The organism is Roseobacter sinensis (genome assembly GCF_025755255.1).
Classification (GTDB): domain Bacteria; phylum Pseudomonadota; class Alphaproteobacteria; order Rhodobacterales; family Rhodobacteraceae; genus Roseobacter; species Roseobacter sinensis.
Genome location: NZ_JALIEB010000005.1, coordinates 35367 through 52287 on the forward strand (window position 1 = coordinate 35367; position 16921 = coordinate 52287).

Annotated in this window: 14 protein-coding genes; 6 read left to right on the forward strand and 8 right to left on the reverse strand. The window is 63.6% G+C overall.

All coding sequences use genetic code 11. From position 1 onward, the window contains the following. Positions 1-49: 49 nt before the first annotated feature. Both mnmD and MUB52_RS09460 read left to right on the forward strand, forming a co-directional pair. The gene (mnmD, locus tag MUB52_RS09455) at positions 50-727 is read left to right on the forward strand and encodes a tRNA (5-methylaminomethyl-2-thiouridine)(34)-methyltransferase MnmD (protein WP_263843974.1); all 678 of its coding nucleotides are present in this window, start codon (positions 50-52) and stop codon (positions 725-727) included. After that, positions 727-1593, forward strand: a complete 867-nt coding sequence (locus tag MUB52_RS09460) for a DMT family transporter (protein WP_263844208.1) — start codon at positions 727-729, stop codon at positions 1591-1593. The genes mnmD and MUB52_RS09460 overlap by 1 nt, the downstream gene beginning before the upstream one ends. On the opposite strand, the gene MUB52_RS09465 is transcribed toward MUB52_RS09460, so the two are convergent. Beyond that, complete coding sequence (locus MUB52_RS09465; protein WP_404818212.1) at positions 1558-3531, reverse strand: lytic transglycosylase domain-containing protein; 1974 nt, start codon at positions 3529-3531, stop codon at positions 1558-1560. The genes MUB52_RS09460 and MUB52_RS09465 overlap by 36 nt on opposite strands. Positions 3532-3661: 130 nt before the next feature. On the opposite strand from MUB52_RS09465, the gene dapA reads away from it, so the two are divergent. Further along, complete coding sequence (gene dapA / locus MUB52_RS09470) at positions 3662-4537, forward strand: 4-hydroxy-tetrahydrodipicolinate synthase (RefSeq protein ID WP_263843975.1); 876 nt, start codon at positions 3662-3664, stop codon at positions 4535-4537. 180 nt (positions 4538-4717) lie between these two features. On the opposite strand, the gene MUB52_RS09475 is transcribed toward dapA, so the two are convergent. From MUB52_RS09475 to pdxR, 6 genes are all read right to left on the reverse strand, one after another. Next, positions 4718-5590 (reverse strand): dimethyl sulfoxide reductase anchor subunit family protein, encoded by an 873-nt coding sequence (locus MUB52_RS09475; RefSeq protein ID WP_263843976.1) that lies wholly within the window; start codon positions 5588-5590, stop codon positions 4718-4720. After that, positions 5590-6339, reverse strand: coding sequence for a 4Fe-4S dicluster domain-containing protein (locus tag MUB52_RS09480; protein WP_263843977.1), 750 nt, complete (start codon positions 6337-6339; stop codon positions 5590-5592). The genes MUB52_RS09475 and MUB52_RS09480 overlap by 1 nt, the downstream gene beginning before the upstream one ends. 160 nt (positions 6340-6499) lie before the next feature. Further along, positions 6500-9313, reverse strand: a complete 2814-nt coding sequence (locus MUB52_RS09485) for a molybdopterin oxidoreductase family protein (protein WP_263843978.1) — start codon at positions 9311-9313, stop codon at positions 6500-6502. 17 nt (positions 9314-9330) lie between these two features. After that, complete coding sequence (pta, locus tag MUB52_RS09490) at positions 9331-10329, reverse strand: phosphate acetyltransferase (RefSeq protein WP_263843979.1); 999 nt, start codon at positions 10327-10329, stop codon at positions 9331-9333. Positions 10330-10372: 43 nt separating this feature from the next. After that, entirely contained in the window at positions 10373-12151 is a 1779-nt protein-coding gene (gene xsc, locus MUB52_RS09495; RefSeq protein WP_263843980.1) for a sulfoacetaldehyde acetyltransferase, read from the reverse strand. Between the two features lie 69 nt (positions 12152-12220). Continuing rightward, complete coding sequence (gene pdxR, locus MUB52_RS09500) at positions 12221-13717, reverse strand: MocR-like pyridoxine biosynthesis transcription factor PdxR (RefSeq protein ID WP_263843981.1); 1497 nt, start codon at positions 13715-13717, stop codon at positions 12221-12223. Positions 13718-14064: 347 nt separating this feature from the next. On the opposite strand from pdxR, the gene ppk2 reads away from it, so the two are divergent. Further along, positions 14065-14961 (forward strand): polyphosphate kinase 2, encoded by an 897-nt coding sequence (gene ppk2 / locus MUB52_RS09505; RefSeq protein WP_263843982.1) that lies wholly within the window; start codon positions 14065-14067, stop codon positions 14959-14961. A gap of 16 nt (positions 14962-14977) precedes the next feature. Further along, positions 14978-15217 carry a YdcH family protein gene (locus MUB52_RS09510; RefSeq protein ID WP_263843983.1) on the forward strand — a complete coding sequence of 80 codons (240 nt, stop codon included), beginning with the start codon at positions 14978-14980 and terminating at the stop codon, positions 15215-15217. A gap of 65 nt (positions 15218-15282) precedes the next feature. On the opposite strand, the gene MUB52_RS09515 is transcribed toward MUB52_RS09510, so the two are convergent. Next, entirely contained in the window at positions 15283-15537 is a 255-nt protein-coding gene (locus MUB52_RS09515; protein WP_263843984.1) for a YMGG-like glycine zipper-containing protein, read from the reverse strand. Between the two features lie 217 nt (positions 15538-15754). On the opposite strand from MUB52_RS09515, the gene MUB52_RS09520 reads away from it, so the two are divergent. Next, entirely contained in the window at positions 15755-16888 is a 1134-nt protein-coding gene (locus tag MUB52_RS09520) for a carboxylate-amine ligase (protein ID WP_263843985.1), read from the forward strand. Positions 16889-16921: the final 33 nt, after the last annotated feature.

Genomic DNA, 16921 nt, shown 5'->3' on the forward strand with positions numbered 1-16921 from the left:
CTCTCCCCCAATCTCGCCGGAGTTTCCCGGAAGCATACAAGGCGGACCCGTGCAGAACCAGACGGCAGATGTTGCGTGGAAGGCAAACGGTGTTCCGGTGTCGACCCGGTTCGACGATCCCTATTTCAGCCTCGAGGACGGCCTGGCCGAAACGCGCCATGTCTTCTTGCACGGCAATGGCTTGCCGGAGCGCTTTGTCGACGGGTTTCATATCGCCGAGCTGGGATTTGGGACGGGCCTGAGCTTTCTGGCGACCCTCCGGGCCTGGCAACAGGCCGCTTCGCCGGGCCGGTTGATCTTCACCAGTTTCGAAGCTTTCCCGCTGCGCCGGGCGGACCTTCACTTGGCGCTCGAGCCGTTTGAAGATCTCGGGGACCTGCGCGATCTCCTGACAGCGCAGTGGCACCCCGTCGGCGGGCGCTTCGAGATTGTTCCGGGCGTATGCCTCGAGCTTGTGATCGGCGACGCCCGCGAGACTGTGCCGCCCTGGACCCGTCGCGCCGACGCCTGGTATCTCGATGGGTTCGCGCCTGCCAAGAATCCGGAGCTTTGGTCGGAGACCCTGATGCAGGAGGTCGGCGCGCATACTGCCGTCGGAGGCACGTTTGCGACCTATACCGCGGCTGGGTTCGTGCGGCGCGCTCTGGATGGGGCCGGGTTCGACGTGCGCCGGGTGCCGGGTTTCGGGCGCAAGCGGCACATGAGCACCGGCGTGCTCAGATCATGATGCAGTCCACCAACACGCGGCTTGGCGTCGGGCTCATGCTGATGACGACGCTGGTTTTTGCGATGCAAGACGGCATCTCGCGGCATCTGGCCGACGCCTACAACGTCTATCTTGTAGTGATGATCCGCTATTGGTTCTTTGCGGCCTTTGTCATCGCCATCGCGGCGCGCAAGGCGGGAGGCGTAAGGGCGGCGGCGCGCACGACACAGCCTGTCTTGCAGGCATTTCGCGGTGTTCTTCTCGCGCTTGAGGTCTGCGTAATGGTGACGGGCTTCACCCTGCTGGGGCTGGTGGAGAGCCACGCGGTCTTTGCGTGCTACCCGCTGCTTGTCGCCGCACTTTCGGGGCCGGTGTTGGGCGAGGCGGTCGGCTGGCGGCGTTGGGTCGCCATCGGGGTCGGGTTCATTGGCGTGATGATCATCCTTCAGCCCGGGCTGTCCGTCTTCAATCCATATGCAGTCGTCCCGCTGGCGGCGGCGTCGATGTTTGCGCTATACGGATTGCTCACCCGCTATGCGGCGCGGCGGGACAGCACGGCGACCAGCTTTTTTTGGACGGGTGTTGCCGGCGCCGTGATCATGTCGGCCATTGGTCTGTGGTTCTGGGAGCCGATGTCCGGTCGCGACTGGGGCTGGATGGCGCTGCTCTGTGTCACCGGGGCTGCGGGCCATTGGCTCCTGATCCGCTGTTACGAAGTGGCAGAGGCAAGTGCGGTCCAGCCGTTCGCCTACTTTCAGCTGGTCTTTGCAGCCCTGATCGGCATCACGGTGTTCGGCGAGACGATCCGCCCGAATGTCGCGTTCGGTGTCGCGGTGATCGTGGGGGCGGGGTTATTCACCCTTTGGCGCGAACGCCAGCAGCGTTGAGCCTCTAAGCTCCTCCAGGAAAGGGACCGGCAATGGCTCCTGGCCCAACCGCGCGCGGTAGATCGGCAGGCTTTCGGTCACCCGCATCACGTAGTTGCGCGTCTCGCGGAATGGAATGTGCTCGATCCAGTCGATCATATCGACCTCACCCGCCCGGGGATCGCCGTAGGTCACCATCCAGCGATCGGGCCGCCCGGGTCCCGCGTTGTAGCCTGCCGACATCATCACCACGTTGCCGCGGAATCGCGCGGCCAGCCCCGCGAGATAGGCCGCTCCCAGTTCGGCGTTGTAGACCGGGTCGCTGATGAGCCGCTCCGTGCTGTGCGTGCTTCCCCGCCCCATGGCGGCTGCAACATCGCGCCCGGTTGCGGGCATGATCTGCATGAGCCCACGCGCGCCCGCACCGCTCTGGACCCCGGGATCGAATTCGCTCTCGCGGCGGGCAATTGCCAGCAGCATCTCGGGCGCCATCGGCAGATTCCGCTCAGCCAGCGGGTGCAGGGGGTAGTAGCCCCGTGGCACAACCACTGCGCGTCGCGCGGTCCGCTTTCCGATCATGACAGCCAGGTGCGGCTGGTCGACATCCAGCGCGGCCTCGGCAAGCAGTGCGGCTGTCTCCCGGTCGAGTGACTCGGCCAGATGTGTCCAAAACCGCTCGGCGAGGTTGATCTCGCCCGATGCCTGCAAGAGCAGCCCTGCGATAAACAAGGGATCGTCCGCGAGGGCCGACGTTCGCCAGTCGGCGGCGGCCCGTTCGGCTGCAAGCGCGTCGTCGAACGGCAATCCGGCCCGCTCTGCCGCGAGAAGCCCGTAGAACGAGGTCTGATACTGTGCCGCATCGGTATAGGCCTGATCCGCCGCGGCCACGTCACCCATGGCCTCCAGCGCACGACCCCGCCAGTACCCGGATCGGCCTTTGGAGATCGGTGACTGCACGGCGGCATCGTGATTGCGGAAGTGTTCGAGTGCTGTCTTGGGCTCATTCAGCTTCCGCAAGGCAATGTAGCCCGCCAGCCACTCCAGATCGGCGTAGGACGACCCGGAGGTGAGGAAGTGCCGGGCGGCGAGCTCATAGGCAAGCTCAGCCGAGCCATCTCGCATCTCGTCGCGCGCCATTGAGCGGCGGCGGTTCGCCCAGGCTTCGGGCTCGCCAAGGGCCTCAGCGCTTGTCGACGTGTCGCGCAGCAACTCCTTTGCGTCCTCCCAACGCCCCTTGCGGGCCCGCCATTCAAAGCGTTCGTACTGAAGTCCGGGGTGCTTCGCATGGCTCGACGGCACCTCCGCGATCAGCGCATCGACGCCATTGGCTCTGCCGCGCAGCGCAATCCGCGCATCGGCGACGGCAATATCCGCTTGCGAGACAAGGTCATACATCCTGCGTGCATTCTCAAATGCGCCGGCCCAGAGCATCGCATCCAGCCGGGCGCTGTGATGCGGTTTCAGCAGATCCGCATGACTGCCCAGATAAAGCCTTTGGGCCGCGGCACCCATCGGCATGGTGCGCCAGGTTGCGACAAGCAAGTTGTCAGCCTCCTCCGCTGCGCCGTTTCTGGCCAAGGCCCGCGCGTGGCGCAAGACGCCCTCAGGAGTTTGCGCCGGGACGTCGCCAAAGAAGGCGATGACCTCTGAATCGGAACGGGCAATCACCGCGCGTTCCGACTGCTTGCGAAGATATGGCTCGCCCGGCCAGTCCGGCCGCCGCGACAGAAAAGCCGTCACCTCGTCATAAGATCCGCGTCCAGCGCGCAGCCTGTTCCATTCGACGATATCTGCGGCGACATCGCCATCGCGCGCCGCGATCTTGGCGGCCGTTGTCCAATCGCCGTCTCGCACCGCCTCCATCGCATGAGCGAGGGGGCGCGGCCGGTCTGCAGCTGCGGGTGCGGCCACGGCCAAAATCAAAATGAGCGTCGTCAGCCAGTGTCTGATCACTTGCAATTCCCGGCGTTTGAGGGCTAGAGCCTCTGATACATAGAAGCGCGGTTCCGCTCGATCAAATCACGATTGTGCTGAATCAACGGTTAATCTCAGGCCATTTGCCGGCCAAAAAAGAAAAAGGAGCGTGCACATGTTCAAAGGCTCGATGCCTGCCCTCGTCACGCCGTTCAGGAACGGCGAGCTGGATCTTGAGACATTGAAAAAGCTGGTAGAATGGCACATCGGCGAAGGCTCCAACGGTCTGGTGCCGGTGGGGACGACCGGCGAAAGCCCGACTCTGACCCACCGCGAGCATGAGATTGTGGTCGAAGAGGTGGTGAAGGCCGCCGCCGGCCGCGTCCCGGTGATTGCGGGTGCGGGATCGAACAATACGGTCGAGGCCATGCGGCTCGTCCGCCATGCCGAAGCTGTGGGCGCGGACGCAGCCCTTGTGGTGACGCCCTACTACAACAAGCCGACGCAATCCGGGCTGCTGGCGCATTTCACCGCGCTGCACGATTGTGCCGAACTGCCGATCATCATCTACAACATCCCCGGTCGCTCGGTCATCGACATGTCGCCCGAGACCATGGGCGAGTTGGCCAAGCTGCCCCGGATCGTGGGCGTGAAAGACGCCACGGGTGATCTCGCGCGCGTGAGCGACCAGCGGATCACCTGCGGGCCCGAGTTCATCCAGCTCTCGGGCGAGGATGCCACGGCGCATGGGTTCAATGCGCAGGGCGGCGTGGGCTGTATCTCGGTCACCGCAAATGTGGCGCCGAAGATGCTGAGCGAGATGCAGGCGGCTTGCCTCGCCGGGGACTATGCCACGGCACTCAACATTCAGGACCGGCTGATGCCGCTGCACAAGGCCATCTTCACCGAACCCGGACTCGTAGGGGTGAAGTACGCCATGTCGCAGTTGCGGCTCTGCTCCGACGAGGTGCGGCTGCCGCTGGTGGCGCTCTCGGACACAACCCGCGCGCTGGTAGACGACGGGCTGCGGCATGCGGGGCTTCTGAACTAAAGCGCTTCACCTGTCATTTGGTAAGTCCAGGTACTCTTTTGCGTTGAAATCGTAAGATTTCAGATAGCGAAAGAGGAGGTTGCTCACAGGTGAAATGCTCAGCGCGCTCCGAGCGGGGCGCCAGCGAAACGCAAAAGGGCGTGGATTGTCCACGCCCTTTTTGTTTTGCGCCTGAGAGGCTTAACGCTTTCCGTAGTAGAGACCGACCACATGTTCGGCCTCCGCAAAGAACAGCCACCGTGCGGTCAGCACGCCTGTGATGTGGCTTATGATCGCCAGAACCCCGAGCACATGCGAAAACGGCAGCGCCAGCAGGGTCACCGGCGCCACTGTCATGAGTCCAAGCGCAATGATCCGTAGCTTCTGGCTGTGCTTGCGCCCGATCACATGCACGAACTCCTTGAGCAGATAGTTGGTGCCGGTATGCGGCGGCTCGAACGCGCGCACCGCGCCGATACCGCCAAGACCGGTCGCCGTCGCCATATCCGTGCCCGAGGCCTTCAGCGCCTTGTCGCCCTCGACCCAAGTGTAGAGTTGCACGAGGCCCGCGATCACCAGCAAAACAAGGGCGACGGAGACCTGGCCTGCCAGCAGCGCGCCGCCTGCCAGTGACAGCGAGAGAAACTTGAGGGGGGTCAGTTTCATGTTCCAGCGGGGGATCGTCTTGAGCTGGGTGTAGATCATCGAGGTGGTGAAGACGGTGGCCATCGACAGCAGCGCGCCGAGGAGGCCAAGCGCGGTCCAGCGGGCGTCGAAGAACACAAGACCCAGCCCGTAGAGGCCCATCAGCACAAGCGCGCCGACGGCGCACCACGCCTCGCGGCTCAGCCAGCTCGAGCGCCATTGCGTGAAGGCCTTGAGCGCCCGTTCCGGACGGCCGAGGTGGAAGGTGGAGGCCATCAGCCCACCTACCGCCATGAGATAGGCGATCACGAAAAAAGCGAAAGCCGTCCAGCCGGTGACCGACGGATAGCCCAGGCCCAGAAAGAACAGGAGGCCAAATCCCAAGCCGCTGAAAGTCGTAAAGAATATGACGGAAGGGGCCGGATGCATCAGAGTTTCTCCAGGGTCTTGTCGAGCCAGCCGAGGAAGCCTTTGGGCTCCTCCGCGACCGGTTCCAGGAAGGGGGCGAGCACGTCGAATTCGGGCATCTCGTCCTTGGGGCGCGGGGGCAGGTATTTATTCACCGGCTTGGTGCCCTGTTCGGGCATCAGGTCCATGCCGCCGCGCTCCGCGACAAGTTTGCTGACGTCGCTGTTTTCATCCCCCAGATCGCCAAAGTGGCGGGCTCCGGCGGGGCAGGTGCGCACGCAGGCGGGCTGGCGGTCTTCCTCGGGCAGATTTTCGTTGTAGATGCGATCGACGCAAAGGGTGCATTTCTTCATAACGCCTTCGGCCTGGTCCAGCTCGCGCGCGCCGTAGGGGCAGGCCCAGGCACACAGACCACAGCCGATGCAGTTGTATTCGTTGACCAGAACGATGCCGTCTTCGACACGCTTGTAGCTGGCGCCCGTGGGGCAGACGGTCACGCAGGGCGCATCCTCGCAGTGCAGGCAGGACTTCGGGAAGTGGATCAGCTGCGCGGCGGCATCGCCTGCGGGCTGGACCTCGTAGGAGTGCACGCGGTTGAGGAAGGTGCCTGAATTGTCGGCGCCATAAGCGTTCTGATCGGAGAGGGGCGCGCCGTAGTTCTCGGTGTTCCACCCCTTGCAGGAGATCACGCAGGCGTGGCAGCCGACGCAGGTGTCGAGGTCGATGACGAGCCCCAGTTTCTTTTCGGTCTTGGCTGGCAGAGTGGTCATGAAAGGCCCTCATGTCTGACGGTCGGAGCCGGTGTCCTGGCTACTGTGAGATGTGGTCTCAGGTTGTCGGGGGTGTGCCGGGGCTCTGTCGTCGCCGGTGGTTCTCGAACCAATGGCGCACCCCCAGCGACCCCCGGGATATTTTTGGCCAGAAGAAGGGTCATTGGCCGACTTTCCATATCAGGTCCTTTGGACCCTGGCCGACGGGGGATTTGATCGGGGCGAAGCCGGGTTGGGATTCGGCGGGGGCTGCGGCTTTCTCGATGCGGACCTTGAGGTCAAACCAGGCGGCTTGTCCGGTGATCGGATCGGAGTTGGCCCATCTCAGCCCGTCGCCTTTCGGGGGGAGGAGTTCGTGGATGAGATGGTTGAGCAGGAAGCCGCGGGTGGCTTCGGGCGCGTTTTCCTCCAGCGCCCAGGCGCCTTTGCGTTTGCCGATGGCGTTCCAGGTCCAGATCGTGTTCTCATTGAGGGCGGCCATTTCCAGCACAGGCACGGTGATCTCGCCGTGCGGCGAGGTGACGCGTGCCCAGTCGCCGTCCTGCAGCCCGTGCGCGCGCATGAGCTTCGTGGGCACGTAGAGCGGGTTGTGCCCGTGCAGCTGGCGCAGCCAGGCATTTTGCGAGCCCCAGGAGTGGTACATCGCCATCGGGCGCTGGGTGAGGGCTGTGACGGGGTAGTCCTTGGCGTGGTTGTCCTCTTCCGTGGAGTACCAGATGGGCAGGGGAGACATTGTCGCCTTGATCCGCTCCCGCAAATGGTCCGGCGGCTGGCGCTCGCCATGACCCTCGGCGGCGAGCTGGAATTTGCGCATGGGCTCCACATAAAGCGAGAAGAGATAGGGCAGCGGCGCGTCGTAGAGGCCGAGTTTCACGGCCCAGTCCTGATAGGCCATGTTCCACGGTTTGTAGTAGTTGGCACCGTCGGGAATATGTTCGACGAAGAAACCGCCGTTTTCGATGTAGCGGTCGAGCTGGTTTGGGTTCACGGCACCACGCCCGGCTTGATCGCCGTTTTCGCCGCGAAAGCCTGCCAGCGGGCCGATGCCGGGGCGCCGTTCGTGGTTCACGATGTAGTCGCCGTAATCGGCGTATTTCTGGCTGCCGTCTTCGTTCACGAAGCCGGGCAGGTTCAGTTTCGCGCCCAGTTCGCAGAGCATGGACTGGAAGCCTTTCACGTCGCGGTCGGGGGTGATCACCGGCCAGCGGATGGCATCGGCGGCGGCGTCGGCTTCGCAGATCGGACGGTCCAGCAGCGAGATGCAGTCGTGGCGTTCGAGGTATGTGGTGTCGGGCAGGATCAGGTCGGAATAGGCCACCATCTCGGAACTATACGCATCCGAATAGATGATCTTGGGGATCACGTACTCGCCGTTTTCATCCTTGTCCGTCAGCATGTCGATCACGCCGCGGGTGTTCATGGTCGAGTTCCAGGACATGTTGGCCATGTACATGAACAAGACGTCGATCTTGTAGGGATCGCCCGCGTAGGCGTTGGAGATCACCATATGCATGAGCCCGTGGCTCGACATCGGGTTTTCCCAGGTAAAGGCCTTGTCGATGCGGGCGGGCGTGCCGTCGTCCTTGAGGGCCAGATCCTCGGGGCCGTGGGTGAAGCCCAGGTGCGGGCCGTTCAGCGGTGCGCCGGCGTTCATGCCCACATGCGGTTTCGGGTGTGCGGTGGCGGGTTTCGGATAGGGCGGCTTGAAGCGGAAGCCGCCGGGCACCTCGACGCTGCCGAGGAGGATCTGCAGGGTGTGCAAGGCGCGGCAGGTCTGGAAGCCGTTGGCATGGGCCGAGATCCCGCGCATCGAGTGGAAGGAGACCGGGCGGCCGATCATCTTGGTGTGCTTTTCGCCGCGGAAGTCTGTCCAGGTGTGATCGAGCTCGAAGCTCTCTTTGAAGGCCACGCGGGCAAGCTCGGCGGCGATGGCGCGGATCCGCTTGGCAGGGATGCCGCAACGCTCGGCCACGTTCTCGGGCGCGTATTGGTCATCCAGATACATCTCGGCCATCTGGTGGAAGACGGGGCGGTGGGTGTGGCCGTCTTTGTCGTAGGTGGCCGCGAGGTCGGGTTTCACGCCGGGCTGGTCGAAGGGGGTGAGCTTACCGGTCTTGCGGTCGATGACCAGCTCCTTGCCGTTCTCGTCCCGCATCAGCAGGCCGTGGTCGGCGCCGCCGGGGTTGTTGATCACGAGAACGGGCGCGTTGGTGTATTGCGCGAGGTACGTGAGATCCATCTTGCCGGCCTTCATCAGGCAATGGATCATCGAGAGGATGAAGAGACCATCGGTGCCTGGGGTGATGCCGACCCAATCGTCGGCGACGGCGTTGTAGCCAGTGCGGATCGGGTTCACGCCGATCACGCGGGCGCCGCGCTTCTTGATCTTGCCGATCCCCATCTTGATGGGGTTGCTGTCGTGATCCTCGGCGACGCCAAAGAGCATGAAGAGCTTGGTGTGGTCCCAGTCGGGCTGGCCGAACTCCCAGAAGGCGCCACCCATGGTGTAGATGCCGGCGGCGGCCATATTGACCGAGCAGAAGCCGCCGTGGGCGGCATAGTTCGGCGTGCCGAAGTTCTGCGCCCAGAAGCTGGTAAAGGACTGGGACTGGTCGCGGCCGGTGAAGAAGGCGAGCTTTTCGGGGTTGGTCTGGCGCACGGGCTCCAGCCAGTCAGCAGCGATCTGCAGCGCCTCGTCCCATTCGATCTCTTCGAACTCGCCGGAGCCGCGGGGGCCCACGCGTTTGAGCGGTTTGCGCAGGCGGGAGGGGGCGTTGACCTGCATGATGCCGGCGGAGCCCTTGGCGCAGAGCACGCCCTGATTGACCGGGTGATCCCTGTTGCCCTCGATGTAGGCGACCTTGCCGTCTTTCATGTGCACGTTGATGCCGCAGCGACACGCGCACATGTAGCAGGTTGTCTTGCGCACCTCGTCAGAGACTTTCGGGCTCAGATTGATCACGGGCTGATTCATGGAAAGCTCCTAACGGTTTAGCGGGCGACCTGCAGGGTGGTCACGGCGATCATATTGGCGACATCCTCGGCGGTGCAGCCGCGCGAGAGGTCGTTAGCGGGTTTGGCGAGGCCCTGAAGCGTTGGGCCGATCGCCTGACAGCCTCCGATGCGCTGCGCAATCTTGTAGCCGATGTTGCCCGCGTCGAGGTTGGGGAAGATCATGACGTTGGCCTGCCCGGCGGTGGGCGAGCCAGGGGCCTTGCTGGCGGCGACGCTGGGCACGAAGGCCGCGTCGAATTGCAGCTCGCCATCGGCCACGAGGTCAGGGTGCTGGTCTGTCAGCAGGGCGGCGGCGTGTGCCACCTTATCGACGGCGGGGTGTTTGGCCGAGCCCATGGTCGAGAAAGACAGCAGTGCGACCTTCGGCTCGACATCCAGCAACTGGTGGCAGGAGCGGGCGGAGGCAACCGCGATGGCGGCGAGCTCTTCTGCGGAGGGATCAATGACGAGGCCGCAGTCGCCAAATATCATGGCATCCCGACCTGAGGGGTGACCCTCTGGCAAGGCCATAAGGAAGAAGCTCGACACAAGCGGCGCACCCTTGGCCTTGCCGATGACTTGCAAAGCGGCGCGCACCGTGTCGGAGGTGGTGTGAATGGCACCGCCGACGGTGCCGTCGGCGTGGCCTTCGCGGACCATCAGTACCGCGAAAACCAGCGGGTTCCGCACTTGGCTTTCGGCGACCTCGGGCGTCACACCCTTGTGTTTGCGCAGCTCGTAAAAGGCCGATGCCAACTCGGGGCGAAGCGAGGAAGACGCGGGGTCCTCGATGGCGATATTCGGGTGGTTGGATGTGCCGGCGGCGACAAGCTGTGCGGAAACATCGTCATGCGACCCGACCAGCGTGATCCGGGCGGTCCCGGCAGTCACGGCGGCAATGGCGCCGGCCACGATCCGGGGATCGTGGCCTTCGCTCATTACGATATGGGCAGGCCGGGCGGCGGCGCGCTCGGTGAGGGCGCTCAACACGCTCATGGCCTGGCTCCTTTGGTTATGCGGATGCTGTTTGGCACCCGGATCAGACGGTCTGCGGGCGCATGTCTTCCTTGCTGATGCCAGCAACTTCGACAGGCTTCTTCATCGCGTCGCGGCGGAATGGATCGCCCAGCTCCTGGTTGATCATGGCTTCGATCAGCGTGGTCACTCCATTCTCCATCTGGTCTTTGATGGCCTGGTTCAGCGCTGCGGTCAGCTCTTCCTGGGTGCGGGCCACCACACCTTTCAGACCACAGGCCTGCGCGATGCCGGCATAGGAGACCTGTTCGTCCAGTTCGGTGCCGACGAAGTTGTCGTCGAACCAGAGCGTCGAGTTCCGCTTTTCCGCGCCCCACTGGTAGTTGCGGAAGACGATCTGCGTGATCGCCGGCCACTCACCGCGGCCGATCGCTGTCAACTCGTTCACCGCAATGCCGAAGGCGCCGTCACCGGCAAAGCCCACAACCGGCACGTCCGGCTGGCCGATCTTTGCGCCAACGATGGCGGGCAGACCGTAGCCGCAGGGGCCGAAGAGACCCGGTGCCAGGTACTTGCGGCCTTCCTCGAAGGACGGGTAGGCGTTGCCGATGGCACAGTTGTTACCGATGTCGGAGGAGATGATCGCCTCGACCGGCAGAGCGGCCTGGATCGCGCGCCACGCCATGCGCGGGCTCATCCAGTCCGGCTTGGCCTTGCGGGCGCGGACGTTCCAGTCGGTGCCGGGATCGTCCTGCTCGTGGGTCAGCGAGGTCAGCTCCTGCGCCCACGCGGATTTGGTCTGGGCGATCTTCGCCTTCCGCTCGGCGCGGCCTTCATCCCCAGCGGTCTCGGAGAGCTGCGCGAGGATGCCATTGGCGACCTTGGCCGCGTCACCCACGATGCCGACGGTGACCTTCTTGGTCAGACCGATGCGGTCGGGGTTAATGTCCACCTGGATGATCTTGGCATCCGCCGGCCAGTAGTCGATGCCGTAGCCGGGCAGTGTCGAGAAGGGGTTCAGCCGCGTGCCGAGGCAGAGCACCACGTCGGCGTCCTTGATGAGCTGCATGCCCGCTTTCGAGCCGTTGTAGCCCAAGGGGCCGGCGAAGAGCGGATGGTTGCCTGGGAAGGCGTCATTGTGCTGATAGCCCACGCAGACCGGCGCTTCGAGCCGCTCGGCCAGCTTGCGGGAGGCTTCGATGCCGCCTTTGGAGAGCACCACGCCGGCGCCGTTCAGGATGACGGGGTTCTTGGCGTTCGACAGCAGCTCCGCCGCCTTGGCCACGGAGGTCTCACCGCCGGGGGAGGCTTCGAACTCGATCGGGTCGGGGATCTCGATGTCGACCACCTGGGTCCAGAAGTCGCGCGGGATGTTGATCTGCGCAGGGCCCGACAGGCGTTTCGCCTTGGCGATCACGCGGGTCAGCACTTCGGCGACGCGGGTGGGGTCGCGCACCTCTTCCTGATAGGCCACCATGTCTTCGAAGAGCTTCATCTGCTCGACTTCCTGGAAGCCGCCCTGACCGATGGTCTTGTTCGCGGCCTGCGGGGTGACCAGCAGCAGCGGGGTGTGGTTCCAATAGGCGGTTTTCACGGCGGTGACGAAGTTGGTGATGCCGGGGCCGTTCTGCGCGATCATCATCGAGACCTTGCCGGTTGCGCGGGTGTAACCGTCGGCCATCATGCCGGCGGAGCCTTCATGCGCGCAGTCCCAGAAGGTGATGCCCGCATCCGGGAAGATGTCGGAGATCGGCATCATGGCGGAGCCGATGATCCCGAAGGCATGTTCGATGCCATGCGCTTGCAGCGTTTTTACAAAGGCTTCTTCAGTCGTCATTTTCATCGGGCGTTTCCTTGATGAGCAGTTGTGATTCTCGGTTGAAGGTTACTTAGAGGGTTGCGGGAAGCCTCGTTAGGGCCAGTTTGCGGGTTCGCTTATGCCCAGATGGGCCATGCTGCGGATCTCGTCCGCGAGCAGATCGATGCCCTTTCCGATGCGGTTGGCGGGGATCGAGGAATAGGCGAGGCGGTAATAGCTCTTTGGCCGCGCGGAGCCGGAAAAGAAGGCATGCCCGGATTCGATCAGAACGCCTTTCGCCTGCAGTCGGCGAGCGAGTTCCTGAGTATCGACGGCCTCGGGCGCGCGCATCCAGAAGGACGAGCCACCATGGGCGCCCTGACCGGCAATCTGCAATCCGTGATGGGACAGCGCCCGCGCCATGACCTCGCGCCGCTCGTGCAGCGCGTTGCCCATGCGGCGGATCAGCGCGTCATGATGCCCCAGCGACAGGAAATACGCGGCGGTCCGCTGCACGTGTCCGGGCGGGTGACGCAGCACGCTCGCCCGCAGGGCGCGGGCCTCGCGGATGAAGGGTTCGGAGCCGACCAGATAGCCCAGCCGCAGCCCCGGAAACAGCGATTTCGAGAAGCTGCCCACATAGATCACGCGGCCATCGGTATCGAGGCTTTTCAGCGCTGGCGACGGGCTTCTGAGAAAGGACATCTCGAACTCGTAGTCGTCCTCGACGATCAGCGCATCCATATCCGCGGCCCGTTCCAACAGGTCGTGCCGGCGGTGCATGGGCATCGTGTTGGTGGTGGGGCATTGATGGCTGGGGGTCGTGAAGATCACATCCGTGTCGGGCGGGATCGCATCGGGCGGCATCCCATCCGCATCCACGCGTACCGGCGTCATATGGCAGCGCGACTGACTCAGGATGTCCCTAAGTGCATGATAACATGGGTCTTCAAGCGCTGCGCGCCGGCGTTGCGTGAGCAGCACCTGAGTGGTCAGCCAGAGCGCATTCTGCGCGCCCAGCGTGATCAGGATCTGCTCGGGCCGCGCTGTGATCCCGCGCCGGGGCAAGGTGTGCCGCGCAATGAACTCGATGAGCTGCGGATCGTCCTGATCGTAGTAGTCGGTGGTGAGCGCGGTGAAATCCTTCTGCCCCAGAGCCTTCAGCGCGCAGAGCCGCCAATTGGCATGATCGAAGAGCGCCGGATCGGCTTGGCCATAGATGAACGGATAACGATACCCGCCCCAGTCGGGTGGTTTCCGCACCGTGTCTCCGCCGGAAAACCTTTGGCCGATGGCGCGGGTCCAGTCGACCGCATCCGGCCCGACCTCGCGGGGTGCAAAGGCCGGCGGCACAGGGGCGTTGTCAGAGACGAAATAGCCCGACCGGCCGCGCGATGTCAGATAATCATTGGCCAGAAGCTCGGTATAGGCGATGGTGACGGTGATCCGGCTGACGCCAAGGTGGGTCGCGAGCTTCCGTGTCGACGGGAGCTTCTCACCCCGCTGGAAGCGGCCGGAGAGAATGCCCTGCGCGATCATTTGCTGGATCTGCGACTGCAGGGTCCCATGCGCTTCGGGATGCAGAAAGAATGTCTCGACGGGCAGCGCCATGCGGTGAGCCTATACTGGATATAGACTGATCGCAATCTGGCCTTAACCAGGCACGAAATGCCTGATTACTCCTCCCATATGCCCAGTCTGTTTTGACCAAATCAACGATTAATGAAACTCTGGGTATCATTTATTAACATGAATTGCAAGCGCTCTCATGCAGTGCGCCGCTGGTCTCTGGTCTTATCGAGCCACAGCAACGGGTCTGAACGGATAAGGCATTGTTTTGGCAGCCTCAGCGGGCCGCGAGCGCCATTATCTACCTGTGCTTTGATTCATGTCAGAGACAACCGGCTTTTTGACGCGCAGACCGTTCCACGCTCCACGACAAACAAAAGGATAGTGATATGAGAGATACGGTTCTGGACAAGCCAGGTCCGGATCCTGCAGCGGATGCTGCGGCAGGATTCGAACAGGACGAGTACCCCTACGACAAGAAGCTCGACCGGGCGCGATACGAGGCGGAAAAGGCCGCGCTGCAGGTCGAACTGCTAAAGGTGCAGCACTGGCTGCATGAGACCGAACAGAAGGTGGTCATGCTGTTTGAAGGGCGTGATGCGGCCGGCAAGGGCGGCACCATCAAGCGCTTCATGGAGCACCTAAACCCCCGTCAGGCGCGCGTTGTAGCGCTGAATAAGCCCACGGACGAAGAACGCGGCCAGTGGTTTTTTCAGCGCTACATCAAGCATCTGCCAACCTCGGGTGAAATCGTGCTCTACGACCGCAGCTGGTACAATCGGGCCGGTGTGGAACGGGTGATGGAATTCTGCGCGCCCAGTGAGTACCTCGAATTCATGCGCCAGACGCCCGAGTTCGAGCGGATGCTGACACGCTCGGGCATCCGGCTCTTCAAGTATTGGTTCTCGGTGACCCGAGCCGAGCAGCGCGCGCGGTTCATCTCGCGCGAGACCGATCCGCTGAAGCAGTGGAAACTGTCACCGATTGACCGCGCCAGTCTCGACAAGTGGGATGATTATACCGAAGCAAAGGAAGCCATGTTCTTTTATACCGATACCGCTGACGCGCCCTGGACGGTGATCCGCTCGAACGACAAGAAGCGCGCGCGGCTGAATTGCATGAAGCACTTTCTCGCCTCCTTCGACTATCCCGGGCGGGACGAGACTGTGGCTGTCCCACCTGATCCGCTGCTGGTGCGGACGGCGAGCCATGTCATCCACTCAGCGGATCATATCCTTGCGTCTTCACTCCACCCGAAGTCGCGCCGAAAGACACCCAAAATTTGACCGAGAGGAGATCACGATGTCGCACACACCGCATGAACTGGCAGAAGAGTTTCCGGACCACGTACAGGCCATAAGCACACTGAAAAGCACGGATGCGCATTTCGCCAAGCTGTCGGACGCCTACCATGAGATCAACCGGGCGATTCACCGGGCCGAGACCAAGGTGGAGCCGACGGATGATTTTCATTTTGCGGAGATGCGCAAGGAGCGGTTGCGGTTGAAGGATGAGATCGCCAGCCTGCTGACGCAGACCTGACGGAGCGGACGGTAAGCCCGCAGGCGGGGGTGGGGCCTGCCCCACCCCCGCCTGCGGGCGCCGCCTCAGGGGCAAGCCGCGGTATAGCGGGAGCCGTCCGGATTCTGGTAGATGCAGTTTCCGCTGGCGTTGCGGCCGATGTAGTTGCCCGCAATGGCTCCGGCGGCTGCACCCACGAGGGCACCGCGGCCCCGGTCGTTGTCATCAAGCGCATAGCCCGCCGCGGCGCCGCCAAGTGTGCCGGCGATGGTGCTCTGGTCCTGCGTGGCGCAGGCCGAGACCGCACCCACGAGGGGCAGAATAACAAGATACTTCTTCATAACGGAAACTCCTTTCGGTGTGGCCAGCAAACGCGCAAGCGGCCAACAGGGTTCCACCGGTGCCCACGGACCGGCGGAAACCGGCCTGCAGCGGCTGCGCCGTTGGCCGACCGCCGCCCCGCGCCCATGGGCGGGACCCTTCACAATAAGCAAAGCATCGTCCGTTGCCAGGCAGGCCGGGTCATGCATAGTTGACTGATGCACGGGAGACCCGCCGATGGACCAGTCCGACCCTTCGCTCACGCTTGGCCTCGAAGAGGAGTACCTGCTGGTCGATGCCGACACGCTCGATCTGACCGAGGCGCCGGAGGATCTGATGCAGGCCTGCGTCGAGGCGCTGGGCGACAAGGTGAGCCCGGAATTCCTGCGCTGTCAGATCGAGGTGGGCACCGGCGTCTGTGCCACCATCGCCGAGGCGCGCGCCGACCTATCTGATCTGCGAAGGCAGGTCAAACGGCTGTGCAATGCGCATGGGATCGCGCCGATTGCCGTCTCGACCCACCCCTTTGCCGACTGGACCGATCAGGCCTTCACCGACAAGGAGCGCTACCGCGATCTGGAGCGGGATCTGGCGGGCGTGGCGCGTCGCATGCTGATTTGCGGCATGCACGTGCATGTGGGCATCGAGGACGAGGATCAGCGGATCGACCTGCTGAACCAGTTCTCCTATTTCCTGCCGCACCTCCTGGCGCTGTCGGCCTCTTCGCCGTTCTGGGAGGGGCGCCAGACGGGGCTGCACTCCTACCGGCTCACGGTGTTCGACAACCTGCCGCGCACCGGTCTGCCGCCGCTGTTTCTCAGTCATGCGGAGTATCGGCGGTCGGTCGACACGATCATCCGCACGGGCATCATCGAGGATGCCACGAAGATCTGGTGGGATCTGCGGCCCTCGGCGCGGTTTCCGACATTGGAATCGCGGATCTGCGATGTGGTGCCGCGGCTGGATCATGCGATCTCGATCGCTGCGCTGACCCAGAGCCTGATGCGGATGCTGCACAGCCTGCGCCGCGAGAACATGCGCTGGCGCCAGTACGACCGCTTCCTGATCGAGGAGAACCGCTGGCGGGCGCAGCGCTATGGGCTGTCGGAGGGGCTGATCGATTTCGGCGTCGGCGAGGTGGTGCCGTTTCACGACCTGCTGCCAGAGCTGATCGAGTCGGTCAGCCCGCATGCGATGGCGCTGGGCTGTCTCGACGAGGTGCGCGGGGTGATGGACATCCTGCAGGACGGCACCAGCTCGCAGCGGCAGGCCAAGGTCTTTGCCGAGGCCAAGGAGAAAGGTGCGCAAGACAGCGCGGCGCTGCGCGAGGTGGTGCGCTCGCTGGTCGAGGAGTTCAGCCACGGGCTGTGAGGCCCGTGGTGCGCGATGGTGGCGTCGTCCTGC